Annotated in this window: 9 protein-coding genes; all 9 read right to left on the bottom strand. The window is 34.9% G+C overall.

What is annotated here, in order from left to right:
- Nucleotides 1-820 precede the first annotated feature (820 nt).
- Nucleotides 821-2,056 carry a glycoside hydrolase family 88 protein gene (locus ACKC83_RS11300; protein ID WP_414036989.1) on the bottom strand — a complete coding sequence of 412 codons (1,236 nt, stop codon included), beginning with the start codon at nucleotides 2,054-2,056 and terminating at the stop codon, nucleotides 821-823.
- A gap of 543 nt (nucleotides 2,057-2,599) precedes the next feature.
- Nucleotides 2,600-4,888: a glycosyl hydrolase family 95 catalytic domain-containing protein gene (locus ACKC83_RS11295; protein ID WP_434035572.1), complete on the bottom strand. Its 2,289-nt coding sequence runs from the start codon at nucleotides 4,886-4,888 to the stop codon at nucleotides 2,600-2,602.
- A 9-nt stretch (nucleotides 4,889-4,897) separates the two neighbouring features.
- Nucleotides 4,898-7,384 carry a hypothetical protein gene (locus tag ACKC83_RS11290; RefSeq protein WP_434035571.1) on the bottom strand — a complete coding sequence of 829 codons (2,487 nt, stop codon included), beginning with the start codon at nucleotides 7,382-7,384 and terminating at the stop codon, nucleotides 4,898-4,900.
- Nucleotides 7,385-7,419: 35 nt separating this feature from the next.
- Entirely contained in the window at nucleotides 7,420-8,574 is a 1,155-nt protein-coding gene (locus ACKC83_RS11285; RefSeq protein ID WP_434035570.1) for a right-handed parallel beta-helix repeat-containing protein, read from the bottom strand.
- A 274-nt stretch (nucleotides 8,575-8,848) separates the two neighbouring features.
- Nucleotides 8,849-14,776, bottom strand: coding sequence for a carbohydrate-binding protein (locus ACKC83_RS11280; protein WP_434035569.1), 5,928 nt, complete (start codon nucleotides 14,774-14,776; stop codon nucleotides 8,849-8,851).
- Between the two features lie 315 nt (nucleotides 14,777-15,091).
- Complete coding sequence (locus tag ACKC83_RS11275) at nucleotides 15,092-17,566, bottom strand: carbohydrate-binding protein (protein WP_434035568.1); 2,475 nt, start codon at nucleotides 17,564-17,566, stop codon at nucleotides 15,092-15,094.
- A gap of 280 nt (nucleotides 17,567-17,846) precedes the next feature.
- Complete coding sequence (locus tag ACKC83_RS11270) at nucleotides 17,847-20,687, bottom strand: carbohydrate-binding protein (protein ID WP_434035567.1); 2,841 nt, start codon at nucleotides 20,685-20,687, stop codon at nucleotides 17,847-17,849.
- 266 nt (nucleotides 20,688-20,953) lie between these two features.
- Entirely contained in the window at nucleotides 20,954-22,591 is a 1,638-nt protein-coding gene (locus tag ACKC83_RS11265; RefSeq protein WP_434035566.1) for a GH39 family glycosyl hydrolase, read from the bottom strand.
- A gap of 30 nt (nucleotides 22,592-22,621) precedes the next feature.
- Nucleotides 22,622-23,980 (bottom strand): family 43 glycosylhydrolase, encoded by a 1,359-nt coding sequence (locus tag ACKC83_RS11260; protein WP_434035565.1) that lies wholly within the window; start codon nucleotides 23,978-23,980, stop codon nucleotides 22,622-22,624.
- Between the last annotated feature and the right edge of the window lie 124 nt (nucleotides 23,981-24,104).

The following is a 24,104-nucleotide window of genomic DNA, read 5'->3' as shown; positions in this document are numbered from 1 at the left end:
CTCAAACCCTTATAAATAGCGGATTTCAATCGAAATAGTAATTTTGAATCATAATTTTATGATTTATTCATAAAAAGACAAATTTAACATTCTATTAATAACAATATCATAATTCTGTTTATGTTTTTTAACTTTAATTGGGCAAGTTCTCAACATTACGAGTAATACTATCCCACACGTAGATTAGACTGTATTACATGCCCTACAGTTTTAGAAATAAGTGCTTTAAAAATGATTATGATGATATAAAATACATCCGTAGAAAAAAATTCGCACTAATACAAAAAAATCAAGATGAGTTCGATTCAATGCACATATGCACACATCTTATAACTGTTAATGGAACCTCCAATTAGCAATCTTTTAGTTCCAAAATGCCCATATAAATCGGACAGTTCAATGATGTACTAGTAAAAATCTTTAAGTTATTTAGAATTAGGGCAATTTGGAGACTTTAAGTCTTCCAAGAGCAATAATTAGATATGAATTCTGTTAATAGCGTACGTATAAAAAACCTTGTCCTTGTTAATTGAATGAATTTAAACCCCAAATACAATATTTGGCTAGCAGAATTATTATAAAGGAATCTATTGGATCTAATTACAAAATGTACACAAGTAATACGGCTATCTTCACAGTTTCCCAGTAATTAGGATCTGTTTATAGAGTAATCCTTCACACTATAAAGAAACAAGACCGTTCTAAACCATTTAAAATACAGACATTAAAAAACCCTTTTAGAATTTCTTCTAAAAGGGTTTACCAAATAAGATTAAATCACATAAATCTTTAGTGATTTACAAAAAAAAAACAAACTAAACTATTTTTGAGCTATTTTATTTTCAATTTTCTTTAAGCGCAATAATGCTTCCATAAAATAGTAATCCGAGTAAATTATTGGCACATCAATCTCTGAATTATGAGGTAAATGTCCTGTAGAATGTAGTAAAAGAGATTCGTTGGTATCTCCGCTCATATAAGCATCAGATCCTAATAATGTAATTAATTCTTTTCCTGCATTAAAATATTTTTCTTTTAAAGCTGGATCTTCTAAATGCTCAGACAATTCTAACATACCACATGCTACAACACCTGCTGCAGATGCATCTTTAGGTGCATTAGGAATTTTTGGATCGTCGAAATCCCAGTAAGGCATACCATCTTCTGGTAAACGTTCTATAAAGTGATCTGCTAATTTTTGAGAGGTTGTTAAAAATTCTTTATTCCCCGTTTCTCTGTAAGACATAGCAAATCCGTAGATTCCCCAGCCTTGACCTCTAGCCCACATAGAATCGTCTGCATAACCTTGATGTGTACGTCCTTCAATAAATTCTCCTGTCTTCTCATCGAAACATGCTACGTGATAAATTGAATAATCTGGACGTACCAAATATTTCATAGACTTCTCTGCATGACTATTTGCTATATCGTATAAACTCTTATCTCCTCCATTTTTAGCCGCCCAAAATAACAACTCTAAATTCATCATGTTATCAATAATGGTATTGTATTGAAACTTATGTTTCATACCTGGCCAAGATAAAATAGTTCCTACTTTAGGATTATAAAGCGTTGCTAAAGTATCTGCTGCCGATAATAAAACTGTTTTATACTCTTCGTTTCCGGTTAATCTGTAACCATTTCCATAACTACAATACACCATAAAACCTATATCGTGATTCTCTGCAGGCGTATATGCTATAGTTTTAAGCGGAGCTGTAAATTTTTCTGCACCCGCTTTAATTTCTGGATCGTTAGAATACTCGTAAGCATACCATAGTACACCCGGCCAAAAACCAGAACACCAATCTTTAACATCTACCAAGTTCCACTCTTTGTTTCCTTTAGTTATATTTCTAGGAAAACTATCCGCACTTTTTAGATTTTGAAGCGTCGTTTTAATTTTTACAACACTTTTATCTAGTATTACATCTTCGTTGGTTTTTGATGCTACCGCTACAACCTCATCACTTGTCACCTTTTTTTCTGCTTTATTATTACAAGACAACAGAAGTGCCATGCAAAAAACAGCCGTAGTAAGTTTAAAAATCTTCATATTCCTTATGCTTTTATTGAATTTTATATCGTTTAAATTGTTCCTCAAGTTTTGTTGTAATCTACTATGCAATAATAAAAACCCCCGTCTCTTTTAAGTATAAACTATGAATCATTTTTGATAAACTATAACCCTTTTATACTCATAAACATCAGTATTTATAGGTGTTCATGGTTTTATTGACATCAAATTCATTTTTTTTCAAAAAACACACGTTCATAACTTTTATAAAAACTTAAAATTGGTGTCGTTAATTCAATAACGGATATCTGCTTAATGCCTGTCAAAATTACTTTAGTTATATAATGAAATATCAAACTCTAGTTTTAGACCTTAGACTATCATGCCGGTTTAATCCTTTTAAGTATGTATAGTTAGAAAATTTAATATGTATTCTTTTCGGCAACATACGTACGTCCATCTCCATCCCAAGTTGTAGTAATTAGCTCTTCAACCATTGTCTCACTAGCAACAAGTTTTTTAATCATCATTTTTTATTTAGTTTTAGCAATACATGTATGTTAGACCTTCTAAAACAGACGTCTAATCTGCCTCCGGCAAATTAAACTTAGGAACAGGGTATTCATAAATTTCGGTGTATGATTTCCCTTCTTTAACTCCATACAAATTAATCTCACTTTTAGGATGAGAAACAGGTTGGATAACGGCCTTTTTTAGCATCTCTGGAGACATCGTAATCGTCTCTCCTTTTTTAAGATCTAAACGGAATTCTCCATGGTCAATTTCATCAATTTTAATCGCTTTTCCTTTTGATATTTGTACTGCTGTTGTCCAACCTGGAACCTTGACAATACAAGGACCTCCGACTAAACTTTCAATGGTTACAAATTCTGTTTTCCCCGCTTTACGCGATGCACTTACTAAAAATCCTCCTTCACCGCGTAACTGAGCAAAACTAGCATCTTGAAAACTATCTGGTGTTGCTGGAAATACTCTAATTTTTCCGCCCCAACTTTGTAAAAGCAATTCAATTGTACTCGATGCTGCACTAAGAGGCGTTTCTATAACGGGGTTCCGTCCATGACCTTCCATATAAAAAGTATTTGGCAATAACATTGCACTCTGAATATCACCGTCTAAAAATTGCTGAAGCATCTGGTTTGCATCATTGCCTCGTCCTAGAGCTGCATATAACGATGCGGCTCCTGTATATGAATAACCAACCAAACCTTTACTATTTTCTATTTTATGCCAATGCACAACAGATTTATCTACTAAATCTCTTACTGCAGGATCGTTAGGATTTAATTGAAATAACGGGTATAATCCCAACAAATGAGAATAATGTCTATGCGACACATCTACGGGTTGGTTACTCGCAATCATTAATCCATTTTCATCTTCTGGATATGCTATTAAATCGGCTAGCTCATTTTTCCAACGTTTTACCTCTTCGGTATTTAAGTCGTAGGTTTCACTGGTAGTAACCAAAGTGTTTAACAACCAACGGACAAGCGCCAAATTATAATTAGTATTTGGATATGCTTTAAAACCATTATATTCTGGCGATCCCATTTCTGTTAATTCAATTTCACCATTTTGGTTTCTATGCATTTTAGTTTCATAAACCTTAGCAATCTTCATGGCTTTGGGCATCCACTTATCGCGAATTGCATCTTGATTACCTTCATAACTATATATTAACCAGTAATTATGCATTGCCCAAGCAAAATCCCCCAGACTTTTTCCGCTTTTATTGGGTGACATATAATCGAAATTGGCATCTATTAAAGTGATGAAATTCTTAGCAATGTCCAGATGATTGCTTGCATTAAAAGGCCAATATGTTAATTGCACATTCAAATTCCACCACAATCCCGGCCAACTGGTATTTTTAAAAAATGGTCCTAATAAATCTAATGCAGGCCCATCGGCACGAGAGCTCGCCGCCATTTTATACATTTGAATCCAATAAAACGATTCCATTCGTCCGTCTGGAATAGATAAAAACGATTTTTGAAAATAAGTATGCCACCAATCTCTATGAGTTGCTTCTATCGCTTTAATATCAATGGCTCGTGCGTCTTTTACTGTTTTTGAAGCGACTTCGGCCGACACATGCCGTAAGGGAATTTCATTAGCAACAGCAATATACATCGTAGAACTATTATTTTTGAATGTGGTATTTGTCCAAGCCGTTGCATAATCTCCACCCGCAATTAAACTTTGTTCACAAATATGTATTCCGTTAACTGTTTTTAGTTCTGGTTTTGGATTAAATTTATAATCTTCTTTTAAAGTTTCTGGCTTGGCTATAATTCGTGGTGATAAAGGTAATCCGGGTTGCCACTCCCAAGTATAATTTACAGTCTTCTTATTTTTAGTTTCTGTCGAAGTCACTTCAACGATATTCAGCATTCTGTCGTAGGGTGTAAAACCTCTAAATGTAATCTCCCCATGATCTGTAATTATAGTCCCTCTAATTTCTGCATTCCATAAATCTTGTCGTAATTTAATATCCAGAATTTTTCCTACAGGGCGAAGCACCATACGTCCTATATCCAATCTCGAGAAATCAAGAAGATTTGCTCCTTTAACATTCATTGATGTTTTTTTGTTTGGTGCTTTTCTATGATCGGTTACATCCTGACGCCCTATATGAAAATCTAAACGATTATCGTCAATATTGGCATACACCATCATCCCAACTTGTCCATTACCAACAAATGCGCCTTCATTCCATTGCTTGGGCATCTCTTCCCAAATTAAATCGTGTTGCGCCATAAAACCTGGCCAATCAATAGCTGTGTTGACTTGGCCAGTAGCCGTGATGACATTTAGAAAAATAATAAAAGAAAAGATTTTTTTCATAATAAATAATTATTTAGTTATCTCAGTCTTAACCAATTCTCCTTGAGTGGTTTCCGATATTTTAACTTTCGGATGTTCCCCTTTCATATATTCTATCGTAATGGTTTGTACACGACCATCCTTTAGGGTTACTATTAACTCATTAGATGATTTTGAAATAATATTTGATATGGCCGACTCACCAGTATAAGGCTCCACTACAGTTAAAAATGTAGCTTCCTTTTCATGAATGCGTACCCCATAGGATTTACGCTCTGGATTATTTCTAATACCTCTTGGTTTACCACCGTTCGGATAATCACTAATTAGAACCTCTGCTTTTCTTGGCCACAGTGTATGAATATCTAATTTATTGCCCTCATCGTTAAACTGCACTTTTGTGCCTTGTTTAGAATTATACCACTGTGCATTTTTAAAATATTTATAAGGTGAATCATTGTTTGTACTTAAAACACTTAATTCTGATCCTGTTTTTTTAGCACCTTCAATTCCCGAAAATCCAATAGGATGCATTAACCAATCGTAATTGTGTTTTTTATCAGACTTCATATAATCGGCTAGAATAACGTAATCGTCCGTAACTATAGAAATCCGTCTTTGCTGAATGGGATTAAAATTAGGATCAAAATCTGAATCATCCCAAGGTGGAAATTTCTCAGCATTCCAAATCGGAATTTTACGCCATCTTGCCTTGGTTTCAATTATAGAAACTTGCATTAAATCTCCGGAATAAAACACCAATTGCTCAGAAGGCACCGCCTCTTGTTGCAGTTCATCTACAATAACCATATTATGTGTAGCCGATGTTTGTACACTTTCTTTATACCCCGGATTCCCATAACCAAACCAAACCATTTCAGTTCCAAAATACTTGTGCCCATTACGATCTAACGCCACTAAACTAACTCTATCAAACTGCCCGTGCCAACCACCATGAGTTCCGTATTTGAAATAGGCTTGAATTTGTTGTTCTGGATTTTCTTTTTGAGATTGAGAGCGTAAAGCTGTTAACCCAACATTAGGCGCAAAAGCCGATCCCGTTCTAGGATCTTCTACTTCTGGCAAATCGGTGACACCATATAATAAGGATACCCAAGAATCGCGTTCGGTTTTATTAATTACCCAGGCCAAATCGTCTTCTCTATATTCGCGGTATGCTAATTCGTAAAAATCGTTTGGTTTTGTAATATCAGAATCATTGCTAGAAACTACATAAGCGTTTTCGTCCATAAACGGAATATACGGCGACACCATATCTTCCAATCCTCTAGTGTTTTTTCCTGTAGGTCCCCAATTATCGAATTTCATACCGGTAAACCCTTCTTTTACATTATCAAAATCTTTACTTTTAAATTTAGTAGGGAAACGCCTATGATATAAATCCATACCATAATTCTCGAAAGCTTGAGCAACTAACGAATATCTATGAGTAACTAAATAACAATAGTTCGCAGTCCCTTCAAACCACCAACCATCGGCCATTACACCCTTACCAATTTGATCGGCCATTCCTCCTGGAGCTTCCGTTAAATATGTGAGTTCTGGAATGTCTTGCAAAAACAAAGCAACAAATATGGCTCCCGCATTTGCACTCGCTTGGTGATTCATAATCCCTAAACCATCCATATGTTTTTTGTTCAATTCTAAATAATACCGAAACGAATCTTCTATATTTTGTCTATCGGTAGCCGATAATTCGGGGTCATTATATACAATATCGATTGCAGAAGCCAAGAATAAAAAGAAATTCCCTTCATGGACTTGCACGCCTGTAGTTGCCGCACCTATAGATAAATACCCTTGATCTTTATCGCAAACCGCTTTTATAAAAGCTATTAGTTTATTTTTATACGCGACATTATCCGTTAATTTATACGCTAATGCTAATTGAAATGCTTTTTCCCCATCGCTAGCCAAATAATTTAAACTGGACCACACTTTTGTAGGTCTTGGTTTGGTTATAATTTTACGTTCTGGAAACTGAAAACCATCAAGTTCTTTTAACATAGCGTCTAGATTATTCTTGGCCCAAGCATAGTTTTCAATCTTCTTAGTGGCTTCCTCAAGAACATCATTTGTAACTAAAACAAATGGATGAGCTTTAGAACGCACAGTGATAAACTCTAGTCGTTCAACCTCATTATCTTGTACATCTTTTACAACAACCACACTCGATTCGTGTCCGCCCAAAGGCAAACGATCACTCACAACAACTTGCAGTGTTCCTTTATAAATCGCATAAGGTTTTACTGTAATTTTAGAATCACTTAGTATATTCTCGCAAGCCAATTCTCGCGGATGCAGTACACTTAAAAAATAGGTTTCCGGCGTGCCTTTTGTATTCTCTAATTGAAAGACATATGAAACCGTATCATTTGCATTCGCTTTCTGAGTGTATTTCTCAGTTGTTAGGTTTTCATTCTGAGTATTTGAATATCCTGATAAACTTATCACCAGCGAAAAGATTATGATAAGTATACTTTTTAATTTCTTCATGTTTTAATTTAAGAGATAATTAATGCTTATAAATTCTACCATAAAATCTCAACGTCTTTAGGCCATTGGGTAACGTCTGTATATGTTTTATTTCCTTGCTTAAAGGTGCTATTATCAAAAGTGACATCACATTTTAAAAGCCCCATATCAATCTTTTTATTATCGAAAGTACTATTAATAACAAATGAATTATTTACCATACGCCACATGGCACCCCACGTATTATTAATAATTTCGCAACGGTTTAGAATAACATGTTGTGGTGCATATTGAGGATTTTCGGTATACGTATATTTATCGTAATAGTCCTCACATGGAAACCATAGTGCCACACGACCACAGTTTGAAACGTGATACTTATGAAAAAATAAATATCCAGCCTCTTCATGATCGGCCTGAATTCCATTACCTAGGCAATCTTTAATCGTACAACGTTGTGCCAAAACAAATTCACAAGACGTGTACTTATTCCCTTTCCCTTTTATAGGATAAGACATGTCGCAATCCGACTGTAAGATGTATTTATTATACAGAAAATACACATTATGATACAAGCCACCTGCGGAACCGTTATACTGAAAATTACAGTTATCCATAATAATATTATTGGTGCGTTTCATATGTACGCCTTGTGCCGACCAATCTGTAACATTTATATTTTGAAGCATTACACGATCGTGTCTACTCTCATTTCTTCCTCTGATTAATATCCCATTAGCCTTACCTGAACGGCTTCCTTTTAGAGTTAAATCTTTAATTATTAAATCGGTTACTTGTGGTTCTGCTTCTATGCTGAATCCCGTAGTTTCCATATTTGGACCTTGCTGGATTATGGTATGCTCTCGTCCCTCTCCAACCAATGTAACTCTTCCTTTTAAGGTTATCGTTTCTGTTAAAACATGAATTCCTGATTTAAGAAAAACAACACCTCCTGTTTTATGTGCCTCATCTATTGCTTCCTGTAGAGATGCTCCTGGATTTACTGTTATAACATGTTCTAACCACTGTTTTGGATATTCGACATGCTGGAAATTTGTATTCCATTTTGATGTCATTATTGAATCTACCTCAGCTTCAATTTTAACTTTCTTAATTTTAAAGTTAGAGTTTTGCCCCATTAAGGTAAAACTGATAAGACAAATTAAAACACTTAAAATAACGCCCTTTTGTAATGGAAATAATGATCTCATTTTCGGAAATAATTGGTTGATTCTAATCCCTGAACTACTTTTTAGATGTCGATAAACTTCTTGTAGTTTAGCCAGACTAATATCGTTTTTTTAAAATGCATCATTTATAAATTAAAGGTCATTAATTATAAATTATGGGGATTTCTAAGTCGAGAATTACTCTTTCGCTTTATTATTTACATAACAACCAGAGTATTCTGTTTTTTTTGGAGCTTACTATTATCTAAAACAAAAAAGGCTGCCCTTTCAGGCAGCCTTTACTTACTTTATTAAATTATTTTTTGAGCAATTTCTTACTCACTACAGCACCATCTTTTTGGCTTCGTAATATATAAATACCACTACTAAGATGACTCATGTCTATAGTTTGTTCATTACTATTAATTGTTTTAGAAAAAATCAATCGTCCTAATCCATTGTATAGTTTTAATTGTGCTCCTGCTCCATTTTTAATGGTTAAAGCATCTAAAACAGGGTTGGGATACGTTCTAAAAGTAGTCTTAAAAGCATCGTCGATACTTAATGATTCCTGATTAAATTTAAACCAGTTTAAATCGAATAGATTATCTCCTTCTCCTTTAAATACGAGGTAAATATCGTGAACACCTTCAATAGTTGATACTTCAGAATTTACCGTTACCCATGCATCAGTACCATTGGTATTTGGAACATCTAAAGTAGAAGCAAGCTCTCCATCATACCCATCTAGACGTACTTCTATGCTACCACCAGAGTTTACACTAGCGACACGTGCTTCAAAAGAAAGCGCATTACTAACATCTAAAGCGCTATACATTGTCCAAGTATTATTTTGGATGACACTAACATTCTGAATACCGTCTACATCTGTAGTTTCAACTGTTGTTGTCCCGCTAACTAAACTATAATTTTCGGCTTCAATACGCTCAAACGGAGCGATTGGCATTTGCACTGTTTGGTTTGAAAATTGGAACCAGTTAATATTACCAACATTTGCACTCGCTACCGTTTCGAATACCAAATAGACATCGTGTACGCCTGTAACAGCTTCTAAATTTGCACTAGAATCTACCCAGTTATGCCATCCTCCTGAATTTATTAATGGCACACTTCCAATTAAATCTCCATCTACAGCACCTAATCTTAGTTCAATAAATGCATCTTCCATTTGCGTTCCAGCACGGACAATCATACTCTTTGCTTCTGTTAAATCTACACCTTTATATAAGGCCCAATTACCAGGTTTTACAGATCTAATATCTGCACCACCATCCACATCTGATGTTGGTGAAGTTACTTTTGGTCCGCTAGACATTTCATCAAAATCTTCGATTTCCATTCTATCAAATGGGTTTTCTCTCGATTTAAAATGAATCCAATTTAAATTATATAAATATGAGCTTCCGCCTTTAAATACAAGATAAACTGTGTGTACGCCTTCAACCGAAACCAGTTGTGAATTTGTTGTTGCCCAGTTATTCCAATTTGATGTATTTTCTAAAGGAACATTTCCAATTAGTCTACCATCTACTGCATCCAAACGCACTTCTACAAATCCGCCTGACTTTGGAGAACTATAACGCACATCTAGAATTGTGAATTCGGTTAAATCGACATCATTAAATGCGATCCAATCGTTATTTTCAATATAACCAACATTCTCTTTTCCATTATCATCTGAGGTCGTTTCAATCTGGACACCAAACATATCATCGTAATCTTCAGCTTCAAAAAAGCCTAATAAACTTTCATTTTCTGTAAAGTGAATCCAGTTTAAACGTAAGCCATCTGTTCCCGTATTTTTAAATACTAAATACACATTTTGGATTTCCGTAACCTCGGCGACCTTAGCACTAACAGTTTCCCATTGGTCTATACCGCCAGTATTTGGCACATTAACAGTAGAGATTAATGTACCATCGTAAGCTCCTAAACGCACTTCTATCGTAGCACCTTCAACAATACTCGCTACCCGAACGTCTAATCCTCCTAATTTATTAAGATCAAGTTGACGATACATTACCCAATTTCCATCTTGAATCATGGCTAATTCTTGTTCTCCATCTTCATCAGTTGTTGTCTCTATGGTTGTACCATTAGATACGTGATAATCTTCAGCTTCAATTCTTAGGTTCGCATCTAAATCTTTAGATAGTGCCTGTTCAGAAAACTGAAACCAGTTTATGTTACATACATTTTTACTGACTTCTGTATTAAAAACAAAATACAAATCGTGTACACCATCTGTTTTAGAAATGTTTCCAGTTGAAGTTTCCCAATTATGCCATCCGCCTGAGTTAAACAACTCAATAGTTCCGATAAGCTCACCATCAACAGCACCTGTTCTAACTTCAATAAAAGCATCGTCGTAGATAGATCCGAAACGCGCACTCACGCTCTCTGCTCCGGTTAAATCTACCGCATTAAACATTACCCAGTCTCCAGGAACAATACCACGCAAATCTCCACCACCATCAATATCTGAAGTACTACCAGCTACATTTGGGTCTCCAAACTGAGCATCAAAGTTTTCGGCTTCAATTCTTGCAAACGGATTTTCGTACACTTTAAATTGCAACCAATTTAGAGCTAATAAATCTGTGCCAGTTCCTTTAAACACGATGTAAATATCATGTTCATCTGTCACTTCCTCTACGTGGGCACTAATGGTTTGCCAAGTAGATGAAGCTCCAGTATTTGGTACGTTAATTAAAGAAATAATTTCGCCATCTACAGCATCTAAACGCACTTCTATAATACTCGAATCTGTTACGCTTGCTACACGAAAATCTATTTGAGAAGCTTTGGAAACATCTAAACCATTAAACATAATCCAATCGCCATCTTGTATATCACTAATATGATTTTCACCATCAACATCCGAGGTTCCCACTATTGAAGTACCGCTTTCCGAATCGAAATACTCTGCTTCCACTCTAGAAAAAGGATCTGTAGGTGCTTTTACATACGCATCGGAAAATTGAAACCAATTTATATTACATACATTATTGCTAACTTTTGTTTTATAAACTAAGTACACATCGTAAACGCCTGTAACATCCTCTATATACGCACTAACTGTTTCGTAAACTTGCCAATTCCCTGTGTTTGGAACATCAATTACTCCAGCTAAAGGTCCGTCGAAAGCATCTAATCGTACTTCAATAAATGCGTCGTCATACACACTTGCCACTCTGGCATTAATACTTTTTACATTAGTAAGATCTAAGTTCGCATACATACTCCAATGCTCTGGTTTAATAGACCCCAAATTTTGATTACCATCAATATCTCCTGTAGTTCCCGCTTTCGGACCATTTAAGTCGTCATAGTCTTCTGCTTCAATTCTAACAAAAGGATCTGTGGTTTCTACAACACTTATTTTGGACACGGCATAATAATTATCTAGACTTGAAGTTTGCGCTTCAACAATTAATTCCAACGTACTTCCGCTTAAATTATTTACTACCGCAGAGCTATTAGAAAGTGATCCTGTATGTTCTGAAATCGCAACACGATCTCCTCCGTCTAATTTATAATATACATTAACATAATCTGAGGCCGAAACCGTACCTACTTCTTCCAAAACCATATACGCATTAACGCTTGTGGCACAACTTATATCTAATACACCAGACGACCATGTTTCTGTACTATTCATTACTGAAAAACCTTCGTTTGTAAACGGTAATTCACACGGATTCACAAAATCGTTTCCTGTTAAAGAGAACCAATTTAAATGCCATCCATCTGAATTTGAAGTTATTCGTATAGTATGAGTTCCCACAGGTAGATAAACATTTTCTGAAGCACTAAGTGTTGACCAAACATTGGCTCCACCAGTTGCATCGAAAGTAATTTGATGTAATGCTTCTCCATTTAAACTCACATCAAAATCGCCAGACGATACACTTGCAAGACGATAATTAAACGTGTAAGTTGCAGGAAATGGAACCTCAACTACGTATTCCATCCAATCGCCTGAAGCTATATTAGAAATTTGAGATCCACCATTTTCGTCTGTTGTTGTTTCTGTTGACACCCCACTAGACGTTTTAAAATCTTCTGCTTCAAATAAAACTGATTCTTGAATGCTTAGTGTAAATGTTTCTTCAGTTTGAGCGCCACAATCGTTTGTAAACACCACATGATAATCGCCTGACTGATTTAACTGGACTGCTTCTAAAACCACACTACGTTCTGAAGACGAAAACCCATTTGGACCCGTCCAAGACCAGCTTCCTCCAACTAGAGGTTCTGGGTCTAATTGCACCGTATTTCCTAAAAAAACAGTACTAGTATTTGCCTGAACTCTATTTAGCGATGAGCCTAAAGCATTAAACGTTTCTATATTTGGCACAATAGCCACTTCGGCACAGTTTAATAACAAACTCATCTTATTAAAATTCCATCCCGCAGTTTGCGCTGTAATTCTTAATGTTTGAGTTCCTGCCATTAATTGTATCGGTGTTTCCGATCGTACCGTTTGCCAAGTTTGTGCGCCTCCTGTTGCAGAAAAAGACACCGTTTCTTTAGCATCGCCATCTGCACTTAAAGTAAATTGTCCTGAATTTGTAGCACTCGCTATGCGATAATCAAAATAATAGGTTCCAGCGTATGGCACTTCTATTTCGTACTCTAACCAGTCGTCTGCATCAATAGCGGTTACATTTTCACCACTACCTTCATCGGTAGTTGTTTCGGTAGTAACACCATTCATTGTTTTATATGCTTCTGCTTCGATTGTATTTACTGAAACCGCTTCAAACACCACATTATTGTCTGTTCCCAAATCGGTAACCATACCACCAGAAACACCTGTAACATTGGTGCTTTGGTCATTTAATAACACTGCAAAATTAGTAAGGTTATTAATCTGTATATTTTTAGCATAAAAATCATCTTGATTACTAAGACTTTCTCCTTGTGTACTAATATGATTTCGTTCCCCTCCAAATTTAATTTTCAGATCTTGGTCGATAACTAATCCTGGAGCACTTTTAAGGGTAATATTATGATTACTACCACCAATATAGGCTACGTTTCCAGAACCATTATAATAAGGATCTTCAGCAGGAATAATTGTAATTTCTGCATTAAAATTTTTATCTGTTGTGTAAGTCGTTGCATACACAGGACCAAACGCACAGTCGGCATAACTATCCACCACATCTCCTGATCCTAGAGAAAATCCATTTTCACAACCTATGGCAGTAGTACCTTCTACATATTTTTTTCCTGTGGCGTGGGCAATAGTAACCCCTGTTCTTAGATGTTTTATTGTACAGTTTAAAACGGTAACATTCGATGTCCCTCTACTATATTCTACGCCATCGATAATAGTTTCACCAGCATTGTATGCACGTATACCAGCTTCACCAGTGCTTTTCATGTAGCCAGGAGGTAATTTATATCCCCAATCTGTCATAAAATCGATATCGAAAGCAGGCCCTGACGTTTCTGCCAACATATCGTCTGTACTGCGCATTTCACCTTCTAAATAACAGTCTTCGATAATGGGATTATTCGCAGCCTGCATAAACATACAATGTCCATAAGTTCTATGAATAATAGTATTACTTTTAGCATGATTTGATTCTCCTCGAATTAAAAAAGCACTGTGCTTATAATGTTTAATAGTATAAGAGCCACCTTTTCCGAATGAGTCTCCATAGCCATAAGGGTAAGATCCTTTTGCTGTAATATGAAAACCTTCAATACGGTTATAACTCCCGTCCATGGTAATGTTACACGCTCCGTTTTTTGGATAGTCGTTAACGCTTCCCAAATCTATTAAGGTTAAGTTTTTTAAGACGTTATTATTTCCCGTGGTTTGGATCTCATAAAAATTATCATAGGCCCCGGAATAGGCATTAAAAACAGCTGTTTCTACATTTATAGTTACGTCTGTAAAATCGTAAGTACTATTATTTCCTGAAACTAAAAACAGCACGTAATTTTTTCTTCCTAAGAATTCTGTATAATCAGGAAATAATCCATTTTGAATATCTTCCGGAGTTACGGTATAAACTCCAGGTTCTAATTTAACTTCTACATTACTCTGTTTTAAATACGGTAAAAGTTCGGTTAATGAGCTTACTGTCGTCACTTGAGAAAATGCAGTTAAGCTCAATAAAAAAAACATTACGAATAAGAGCCCAGATGAGCTTATCCGATTTGGATGTTTAATTTTGAGTTTGTCAATAGGTAGTTTGTTTTTCATATAATTTGATTAATTATGGTTAATAATTGTGGTTAAAATGGTCTTAACTCCTTTTTGGAGCAAACACAAATTTTTAAGTAATTCTTATTTTATCATATGTTTAATTTTTATTAACATACAATTTTAACAATAAACACTTCAAATTGATATAAATTATGATTCTTAGAACCTAACATATCACCCATTTATGCTGAAATTCTTCTTTTGAAAAGATTTAAGTGGAGAAAACGTAAACTATTCAATTTCAAACCATTCAAATATTTACAACAAAAAAAGCTACCCTTTCAGGTAGCTTTTCATAATGTATCATGAAAATTACTTTTTAATTATCTTTTTAAATAATACACCATTATTTTTTTGGAAACGAACAAAGTAGATTCCTGAATGTAAATTACTTGTATTAATAATAGTTTCGTCGCTTAAAATATCTTGTGACAAAATTAATTTTCCTAAACTGTCATAAACATCAACCTGAGCTCCCGTAGCCTTAATAATATGAAGTTCATTTTTAACCGGATTTGGAAACATTTTAATTTCAGATTCTAAAACATCATGTATACCTAAGGTTGTGTAGAATTGAAAATAGTCAAGGTTAAATAAACTACTTGATCCTTCACCGGTAAAGACCAAATAAAGGTCTTGCACTCCAGTAGCCTCAGTAAGGTTTACCGAAACGTCTTCATAAGTTTGCCACCCTGAAGTATTACCAACCGTAGCTGTCCCTATTAAAGTACCTGTTTCGCTTCCTAATCTAAATTCTACATTTCCGCCGTCTCTATCTGAGGCCATACCAACAGAAACACTTAAAGCACCATTTCCAAAATCTATATCATTAAACATGATCCAATTTCCATTATTAATGTAACCAATATTACCTGTTCCATCAGTATTAGTTTCTATCTGAACGCCGTACGATTCACAAAAGTCTTCTGCCTCAACTCTTACAAAAGGATCAACCACTGTGCATTCTTCTTCCTCAATAACGACATCTTCACAATTGTCAAAATAAGTAAGTGTGTTATTGGATCCTTCATCTATAATTGTTCCTCCACCACAACTAAGTATAGTATTACCACTTGCCGTAGATTTAAGAATAATAGTATATTCCGTTTCATTTACAATAGTAGAGCCACTACCACTTACTACTATAGCCCGAGAAAGGTCAGTATCAATTGGACCTAGAGTTCTATGAAATACAAGATTATGACCACCGCCATTAACATCCATTAAATTATGAGGTCCTGTTGCATGTGGAGATGGAATTATAGTCCATTCTGCATTATAACCACCTCTATTTAAAGCAAAATCTGATAAAGGCGCATAAGCGAAATTTCCATACGAATTTGTTATGGTACCAACATCTGCAGGTAAATTATAATTTGAGCTACCACAATTTGTAGACGTTACGTTGTTTACCGTTGCTTTTCCGCCTAAATACAAACGAATACCACCTCTCATTTGATCTACTGTACAGTTATCAATCGTTACACTCCCGGGTATATTATACATTCTTATACCATCTTCAGAAAGGGAATGCATCTCTGTATTGTCAATAGGTAAATCACTATTGTAAGGTTGTTTATAATCTGTTAAATAAGGCAAATCATAAGGTTCTGTTTCGTTATACAACTCTGCACCTAAACGTACTCTACCATCTACTTGAGTATTTTTTATTACAGTTTCATCTGCATCACCTTGCATAAAAATACCATGTCCAAATGCTCTCTGATGAAGAACAATATTATCTAGTGTGTTATTTTTACCATTAATAAGTATACCGCATCGTTTATCTAATCCGAAAACATTTTCTGCACCAATACCATACATACTTCCATAACCGTATGGAAAAGAGCCACGAGTCGTTAACTTTAAACCATCTACCAAGTTACCTTCTCCAGTAATAGTTACTACAGCATCACCACCTAAACCATGAGCTAAATTTTCGCGATCCTGATTATAAGCACTAAAATCTGTAATCTCTGTAATGCCACTTCTATATGTATCTTCTATCTCTCCTCCTATAATAACATTATTATCTCCAGATATTACGAAATAAGTGGAACTTACACTTCCCACAGGAACATCTATATAAACCCTACTCAAATCAATAGTATTATTAGAACCTGACACTTCTATTTTTCTCAACACAGCAGGTAAGTCGTCTTCAAAATTAAAACGGTTATCTCCGCCATTATTCAGAATTATATGTTGGTTATCATCTAAAACAGCACTTTGTAATTCAGATAATGTACTAACAGTTATTTCTTGATCGGTTGGTTCTGAATCGCCAATATTAAACTTGAAAGAATACAAGTTAAATAAATATCTACTTGTTCCAGAAGCCACAAATACAAAATAAATATCTTCAGAATCTGTGTTGACTTCACTGCTATCTATATCGGCATTAATATAGGACATAGGCGCCCAAGCTGCTGTATTAATAACCTCTGTTTGTCCTAGTAGTGGCCCAGATATTGATCCTAATCTAATTTCGATATAGCCACGTTCACTGGGTGCCGCAGCAAGCACGGTAATTCCAGTGGCGCATCTTACATCAATATCAGAAAACATAATATAAGATCCATCTACTATATTTTCTAAAATACCATTTTCTGTTTTTAGTATTCCATCATCTGATCCTTTAAAATCCACTGCGATTAATTCTGGGTAAGATTCTGCACAGCTAAGTTCTTTTTGAAAATTTGTTGCATCTGCTTGTGCTTTAAGACTACTAAATAGACCTGTGGTTAAAAGGCATACTATAGTCAATAGAAACGTAATTTTTCTCATGATTTTATTATTTAGTTAGTTATAATTTGAATCTTAAAACTATAAGAATATCAAACAATTATGTATAAATTATAAATCAATTTCCATAACTTAAAGCCCATTTAATAACTCGGAACATCTATAGAATATAAAAAACTAATATTAAACCAGTTAATACAAATAATTGTATAAAACGGCTTTATGAAAATAAAAAAGACTATCCTTTATGGATAGTCTTTCGTTTAATGGTCTAAAATTACAATAGACGCCTGCATTCTAAAAGCCTTCACTAATTAGTAAATTATTTACCCGCAATTACTATTTTTTTAACTGTAGAATGTCCGCTCTCAGTAGTTATCTGAAGAAAATACAATCCGTGTGGAAGCTGATTTAAATCCATTTCTATTTTTTCCTGATGACTGGATTTCCAAACTCCAGATGTTATTTGTTTTCCATCAATAGAGATAAGCATATAATTTACAGATGACCCCATATGGTTTGAAAGGTTAACATTTAAATCTCCATGAGTTGGATTTGGACTTATTTTTATAGCATTACTTTCTTGTAACCCCAAGTCGTTTAAGCTTAAAACGTCACTATAAAATTCAAAACTTGCTAAGTTAAATAAATAGCCATCGCCACCTGTGCATACTAAATACAAATCGTGTATACCTGTTACTGATTCGGTAAAATAGCCATCAAACCATTCAAATCTTCTCCAATTTCCAGTATTTTCAATAGGAACAGAAGTCAGTAATTTACCATCTAATCCGCCCAATCTAACTTCTATAAATCCTCCAGATGTAGCTGAAGACGCCGAAATTTTAATTGCACCAAAATCATTAGTATCTCCAAAATCAAAGTTTGAAAATCTTAAATAATCTTCATTATTAATAAACCCCACAGTTTGGGGTACATCTCCTTCTTTCTGAACTTCTGAAGCCTCGCAATAGTCTGAAGCTATTATAAAATCCTCTGCATTATATGAAGCAGAAGCACATTCATCAATATAAAAATAAAAGCTTTCTAAATTTAATAGTTCAACTTCACCTCCAGAAAACACAAGATATAAGTCTTGTACACCATTTACTTCTTTTGAAAGATATCCCTCAAACAATTGATACGTATTCCAATCTTCCGTACCATCGATGTTAACCGTTGATAATAATTCACCATCTAAACCACCTAATCTAAATTCTATAGTTCCTCCTGTAGTCTGAGAAGATGCAGAAACTTTAACAGCATTTAAATTATAATCACTTCCAAAGTCTATATTAGAAAACCTTAAATAATCGTCTTGATTGATTCCTGATACAACTTCCATTTCATTAGTATCTGTTGTTATATTAACTTCTGAAGCTTCACAAAAGTCTTTTGCGTAATTTGGTGTTACTGCCTGGTAAGAAGCTACATAACAAGGATCGTACTGAAAATTCATTTTATCAACATTTAATAATGCATCTGAATCTCCTTTAAACACAAAGAATACATCGGTCACTCCATTATAAACATCCAATAAATCAACCGAAAAATCTTGATACGATTCACAACTACCCGTATTTGCAATAGGAAGTGTCGCTAACAAAGTTCCATCTTCACTAGCTAATCTCACTTCTACAGAAGTATTTGTTTTAGCAGTCGCTGCTGTTACATTTATAGCACTAACACCTGTTAAGTCAATTGACTCAAAACTAATCCAGTCATTGTCATCAACACTTGTAATACCTTTCTCATTCACCATACCTGAGATACCTTGAACTTCCACACCGGACATATTATTAAAACATTCAGCTTGCAAGTTATTGGCAGTATTAGAGCATTCTAACGAAAAACCACAATTTGTTGATGCTACTAAGGTATTATTAGATCCATTATCTATGACACGTCCACAGGTAGTAATGGTATTTCCCGTTGCAGAAGCTTCCAATATAATGGTGTATTCAGTTTCATTTACAATTGTAGAATTACTACCACTAATAACAATAGCACGTTCCTCATCTGCATCTACAGGACCAGGTGTTCTATGAAATGTGATGGTATGATTATTTCCAAGAATATCTGCTAAATTATGAGGCCCAGTAGCATGAGGAGATGGAATGATAGTCCATTCTATATTAGTGTTATTTCTACTCAATCTAAAATCGGATAAAGCATCATAAGCAAAATTCCCAGATGAATTAATTACTCTTCCTCCATTTGGCAAGTTCCAGTTCGCTATACCACAATCAATAGCTGTGGTATTTGTTACTGTCGCAGATGATGCTAAGTACAATCGAACACCACCTCGCATTTTTTTAACCGTACAATTTTCTACAGTAACACTTCCTGAACCACTGTAAGCACGTATACCGTCTTCACATAGAGAAAGAACATCTGTAGGATCTATTGGATTTCCTTCATTATCCAAATAATTATTTTGATAAGGTAAACTTCCTATACCTTCTGCCAATATATCTTTACCATGACGTACAACACCCTCTACCAAAGTGTTTTTTATAAGTGTATTTTCTGAAGGGCTTTGCATAAATATCCCATGTCCAAAAGCTTGCATCTGTACTTCGCAACTATCTATTACAGTATCTATTCCATTTATATAAATAGCAGCTCTTTTATCTAACCCAAAAGTATTACTACTTCCAATACCATATAAACTTCCATAGCCGTATGGGAAAGAGCCTCTAACAGTGAATTTGGATCCTACCACGCTATTACCAGTTCCAGAAATAGTCATATGTTGGTCTGCTCCATTAGCTAAATTACTTCTATCCTCATTGTAAGCAACAAAGTCTGTAATTTCGGTTATACCGGATGCATATGTATTTTCAAATTCTCCCCCACGAAATTCATTATAATCTCCTGTTATTATAAAATGCTCGGTACTTGTTGCATCTACTGGAAAATTAATATATACTCCAGTTAAATCTATAATGTTATTAGATCCTGAAATATAAAAGCTTCTGTCTTCGCTGGGTAAATCTGTAATAATGTAATCTCCCGCCTCTAAGACAATAGTCTGATCACTATTTAACAGTGCTTGCCGAAAGTCTGATAAGTTATCTACAACTGTTTGCGAATACATTTTAGTAAACAGACCTGTGGTTAATAGGCATACTGCAGTCAATAAAAACGTAATTTTTCTCATGATTTTATTATTTAATTAGTTATAATTTGTTCATTAAAACTACATGAAGGCCAACTAATTACATATAAATCATAGTTCATTTACTATAATTTAAAACCCTTTTAGGAAGTCTATACCTGATCTTACAATAAATTGGATATTTCTAAAGAGCATAAGCCTTAAAAATACAACACACTAAAAAACAATAGATTATATTTTAGTTACAAAAAAAGCTACCCTTTCAGGTAGCTCTTTTAAACATTGTTTTTTTGTAAAGTTTAATCTAATTAATTCACTTGCTCAATCAAGACCAAACTCCAAGGACTTAATTCACGTTTAATTTTAACTTCTCCTTTTGTATTTGCAGTTACTAATTCTGTGTTTAAATTTTCGGCATATTGCTTCATAACCTTAATTTGCTCACGAGTAGGTGGTTCTGGCTTACCCATTGTTTCCCAGTATTTATAAATATTTCCGCTATTTGCATCTAATACTTCAATTTTAAACATCGCTCCGGGTTTAAGGTCTGAAATAGAAAAGTCTAATTGACGTGGTTTCCCACTTTCATATTGATCTATTTTTTTAATACTTGATGGGACTGCCGTGTAATGGTCTTCCGGATAATTGTAGGCCAACGCCACAACCTTACCATCTGTAGATTTTTTACTTACGAACAGATAATCATTTTTAAATAATTCTTCATCTCCTAATTGGTGCAACATTCGGTAGGCATGAAATGATGGTTTTACTAAACCTTGATAATTAATCATTCCGAAACCGCCATGGAAGATACTTTCTGCCCCTCCTTTTTCTTCAAAAATATCGGTAAATGTCCAAAACGCTAATGAATTGGTTAATCCAATACAATCTAAATTCACTTTAGCAATATACGCTGCAGGCGGTAAAAAATCGTGCATCGCATCTCTACTATTCGGACTTGTATTCCATTCGGTTAAATGAATTTCTGCATTGGGATATGCACTTTTCTTAATCACTCTATTTAACCATTCGATATCTGTTTTTGTTGAATTTACATTCCGTGAGAAATCTTTCCCTTTTCCTGTTGTAGGATTAAATGGATAATCTGTAGGGTAAGGATGTGTTGATACAAAGTCTACTGGAAGTTTTTCCTTTTCGCAATACGCTAAGAAATCTTCTATCCATGCGCCTTTCCATTCGAGATCGTTGATGTTCTCGGCAGTAAACGTAATAAGATCGCCACTTCTGCTTTCTACTTCTCCATCGTAACGTCCATCGGCAACAAAATTACTACTAGATGGGCCTCCGACTAATAAACGATTATCGACAGCTCTTACCGCTGTTACAGACTGCTTATACAACTCGAAATATTGAGATTTTGTGCCATCGAAAAAACCGTAATGTAAATTGGGTTCGTTCCACACTTCAAAATACCACGTTAGCACTTCATCAATACCATAACGGTCTACGCAATGTTGGGTGAATGCTTTTACTAAATTATGCCATTCTCCAAATTTAGAATCGTCTGGCGTAATATTCGCTTTCCACCAAAATTGAGTTTTACTATTTTCGGCTGCTAGCGCTGTTGGAAAAAAGGCCAATTCTACAAAAGGTTTCACATTAAGATCCAACATTCTGTCAAATAAATCATCTATATATTGCCAGTTATAGGTGTATTTACCATCCTTTTCAAACACCGGAAACATATCGTCGTGAAATATCCCATGAAACCGCACATACTCAAATCCGCAATCTTCCTGCACCATTTCCAATTGCTCCAACCATCCGGCACGTAAACCTTCGTTTGCTCGGCCAGCACCAACGCTTTTACTCCAAAAATGTTCGAATTTTTCACCTGAAGCACTCGCTTTAACGTGTACCTTCTCTTGAGAAAAACCTAGTTGGATTACTAAGGCCAACAGTCCTGTTAAAATTGTTTTTTTCATGTCATTATCACTATTTAGTCATCTAAAAATTCATTTTTCGTCTTCAAAAACTTGTTCTAATTTTATATAGTCGATTGCTAGCTCCCCTTTAGAAGGTTTCCAATCCTTTTTAAACACACGTATTAGATTATCCCCAGCTTTTAGGTCTACGATACCAAAATCTATTTCACGAAATGTATCCGATTGCGGAAACTTAAATGCACTGTATTTATGGCTATTTATTAAAATATCGTGATTAGATTCTCCATCGGGCGAAGCATATCTTACTTTAAAACGATATTTTGCTGGCTTAGCCACCTGAGCTAACATAGAAACGTGATCGTACGGATTGTCGAAATTCGTAACATATCCTTTACCACTATAACCTTTAATCCAAGTATCGACTATAACATTATACAATTTGCCTCCAGCAGCAAATCCATTTTCGGCTTCTAACTTTAGTGTTGTTTTAGTACGTTTGGCATTACCTAAACCTGTTTTGGTTGGCACTATTGGTAATATATTTCCCTGTGTATCGTACTCTAAATAATCGGCCATTGCAGATCGGGTTTCACTTAAACCACCTGACAACCATGCACTGTGATAAAACATGATATCTTTTCCTTTATAGGTTACAGTTCCTCCATGATTGGTTCCGCTCTGCCCTTCAAAATCATCTATAAAAACCCCTTTAAATTCATATGGTCCTAAAGGTTTATCTGCTACAGCATAAAACATTTTTTCAGGCCAACGTCTAGGTGTCAAACCTGGATAGGTTAGATAATATTTTTCATCTTTTTTATGAACCCATGGCCCTTCAAACACATGAGTTAATTGAGGTGTTAATTCTATATACGTTTCAGGCTTAATAGACATCAAGTCTTTATTTAATTCGGCTGCAAAACATTTTCTATCATGTCCCCAGTACAAATACGGTGTACCATCATCGTCTATAAAAATAGCTGGGTCTTGACCAAACTCTACACCTTTAACATAACCCAAATCGGTAAAAGGACCTTCTGGTCTATCGCTACGTGCAACTCCAGTTCTAAAAAGTCCGATACCGGCTTCTTTCATGCAATACACTAAATAGTATTGACCGCGATAAAATGCGGCATCCATAGCCCAAGCATGACTTTCTGCCCAGTCTACATTTTCTAAATGTAAAATTCGCCCGTGGTCTGTCCAATTCACCAAATCTGTGGTAGAAAACGCATGATAGCCCGTCATACCATAATGATTATTGGAACCTGGCTCGTCATGCGACGTATACACCCAGAGTGTATTAGGATCGTTCGGCCAAACATGTGGAGATGGATCGGCAGTAAACACACTGGTGAAAATTGGATTTTGAGAAACTCCTAAACTTGTAATCATTAAAGTGATTATAGTTATTAATTTAATTTTCATGCTTGTTATATTTTTAATATCAAAATGAATTAACGCCTTATTTTTCAAGATTAAAATGTGATACAATTATATAAAAAGGAGAGTTATTTTATTATAAACTATAATCCATATACCCAAACTTAAA

It is taken from the genome of Formosa bonchosmolovskayae (assembly GCF_051016085.1).
GTDB lineage: Bacteria > Bacteroidota > Bacteroidia > Flavobacteriales > Flavobacteriaceae > Formosa.
This window is presented reverse-complemented; position numbering and strand designations above follow the sequence as displayed.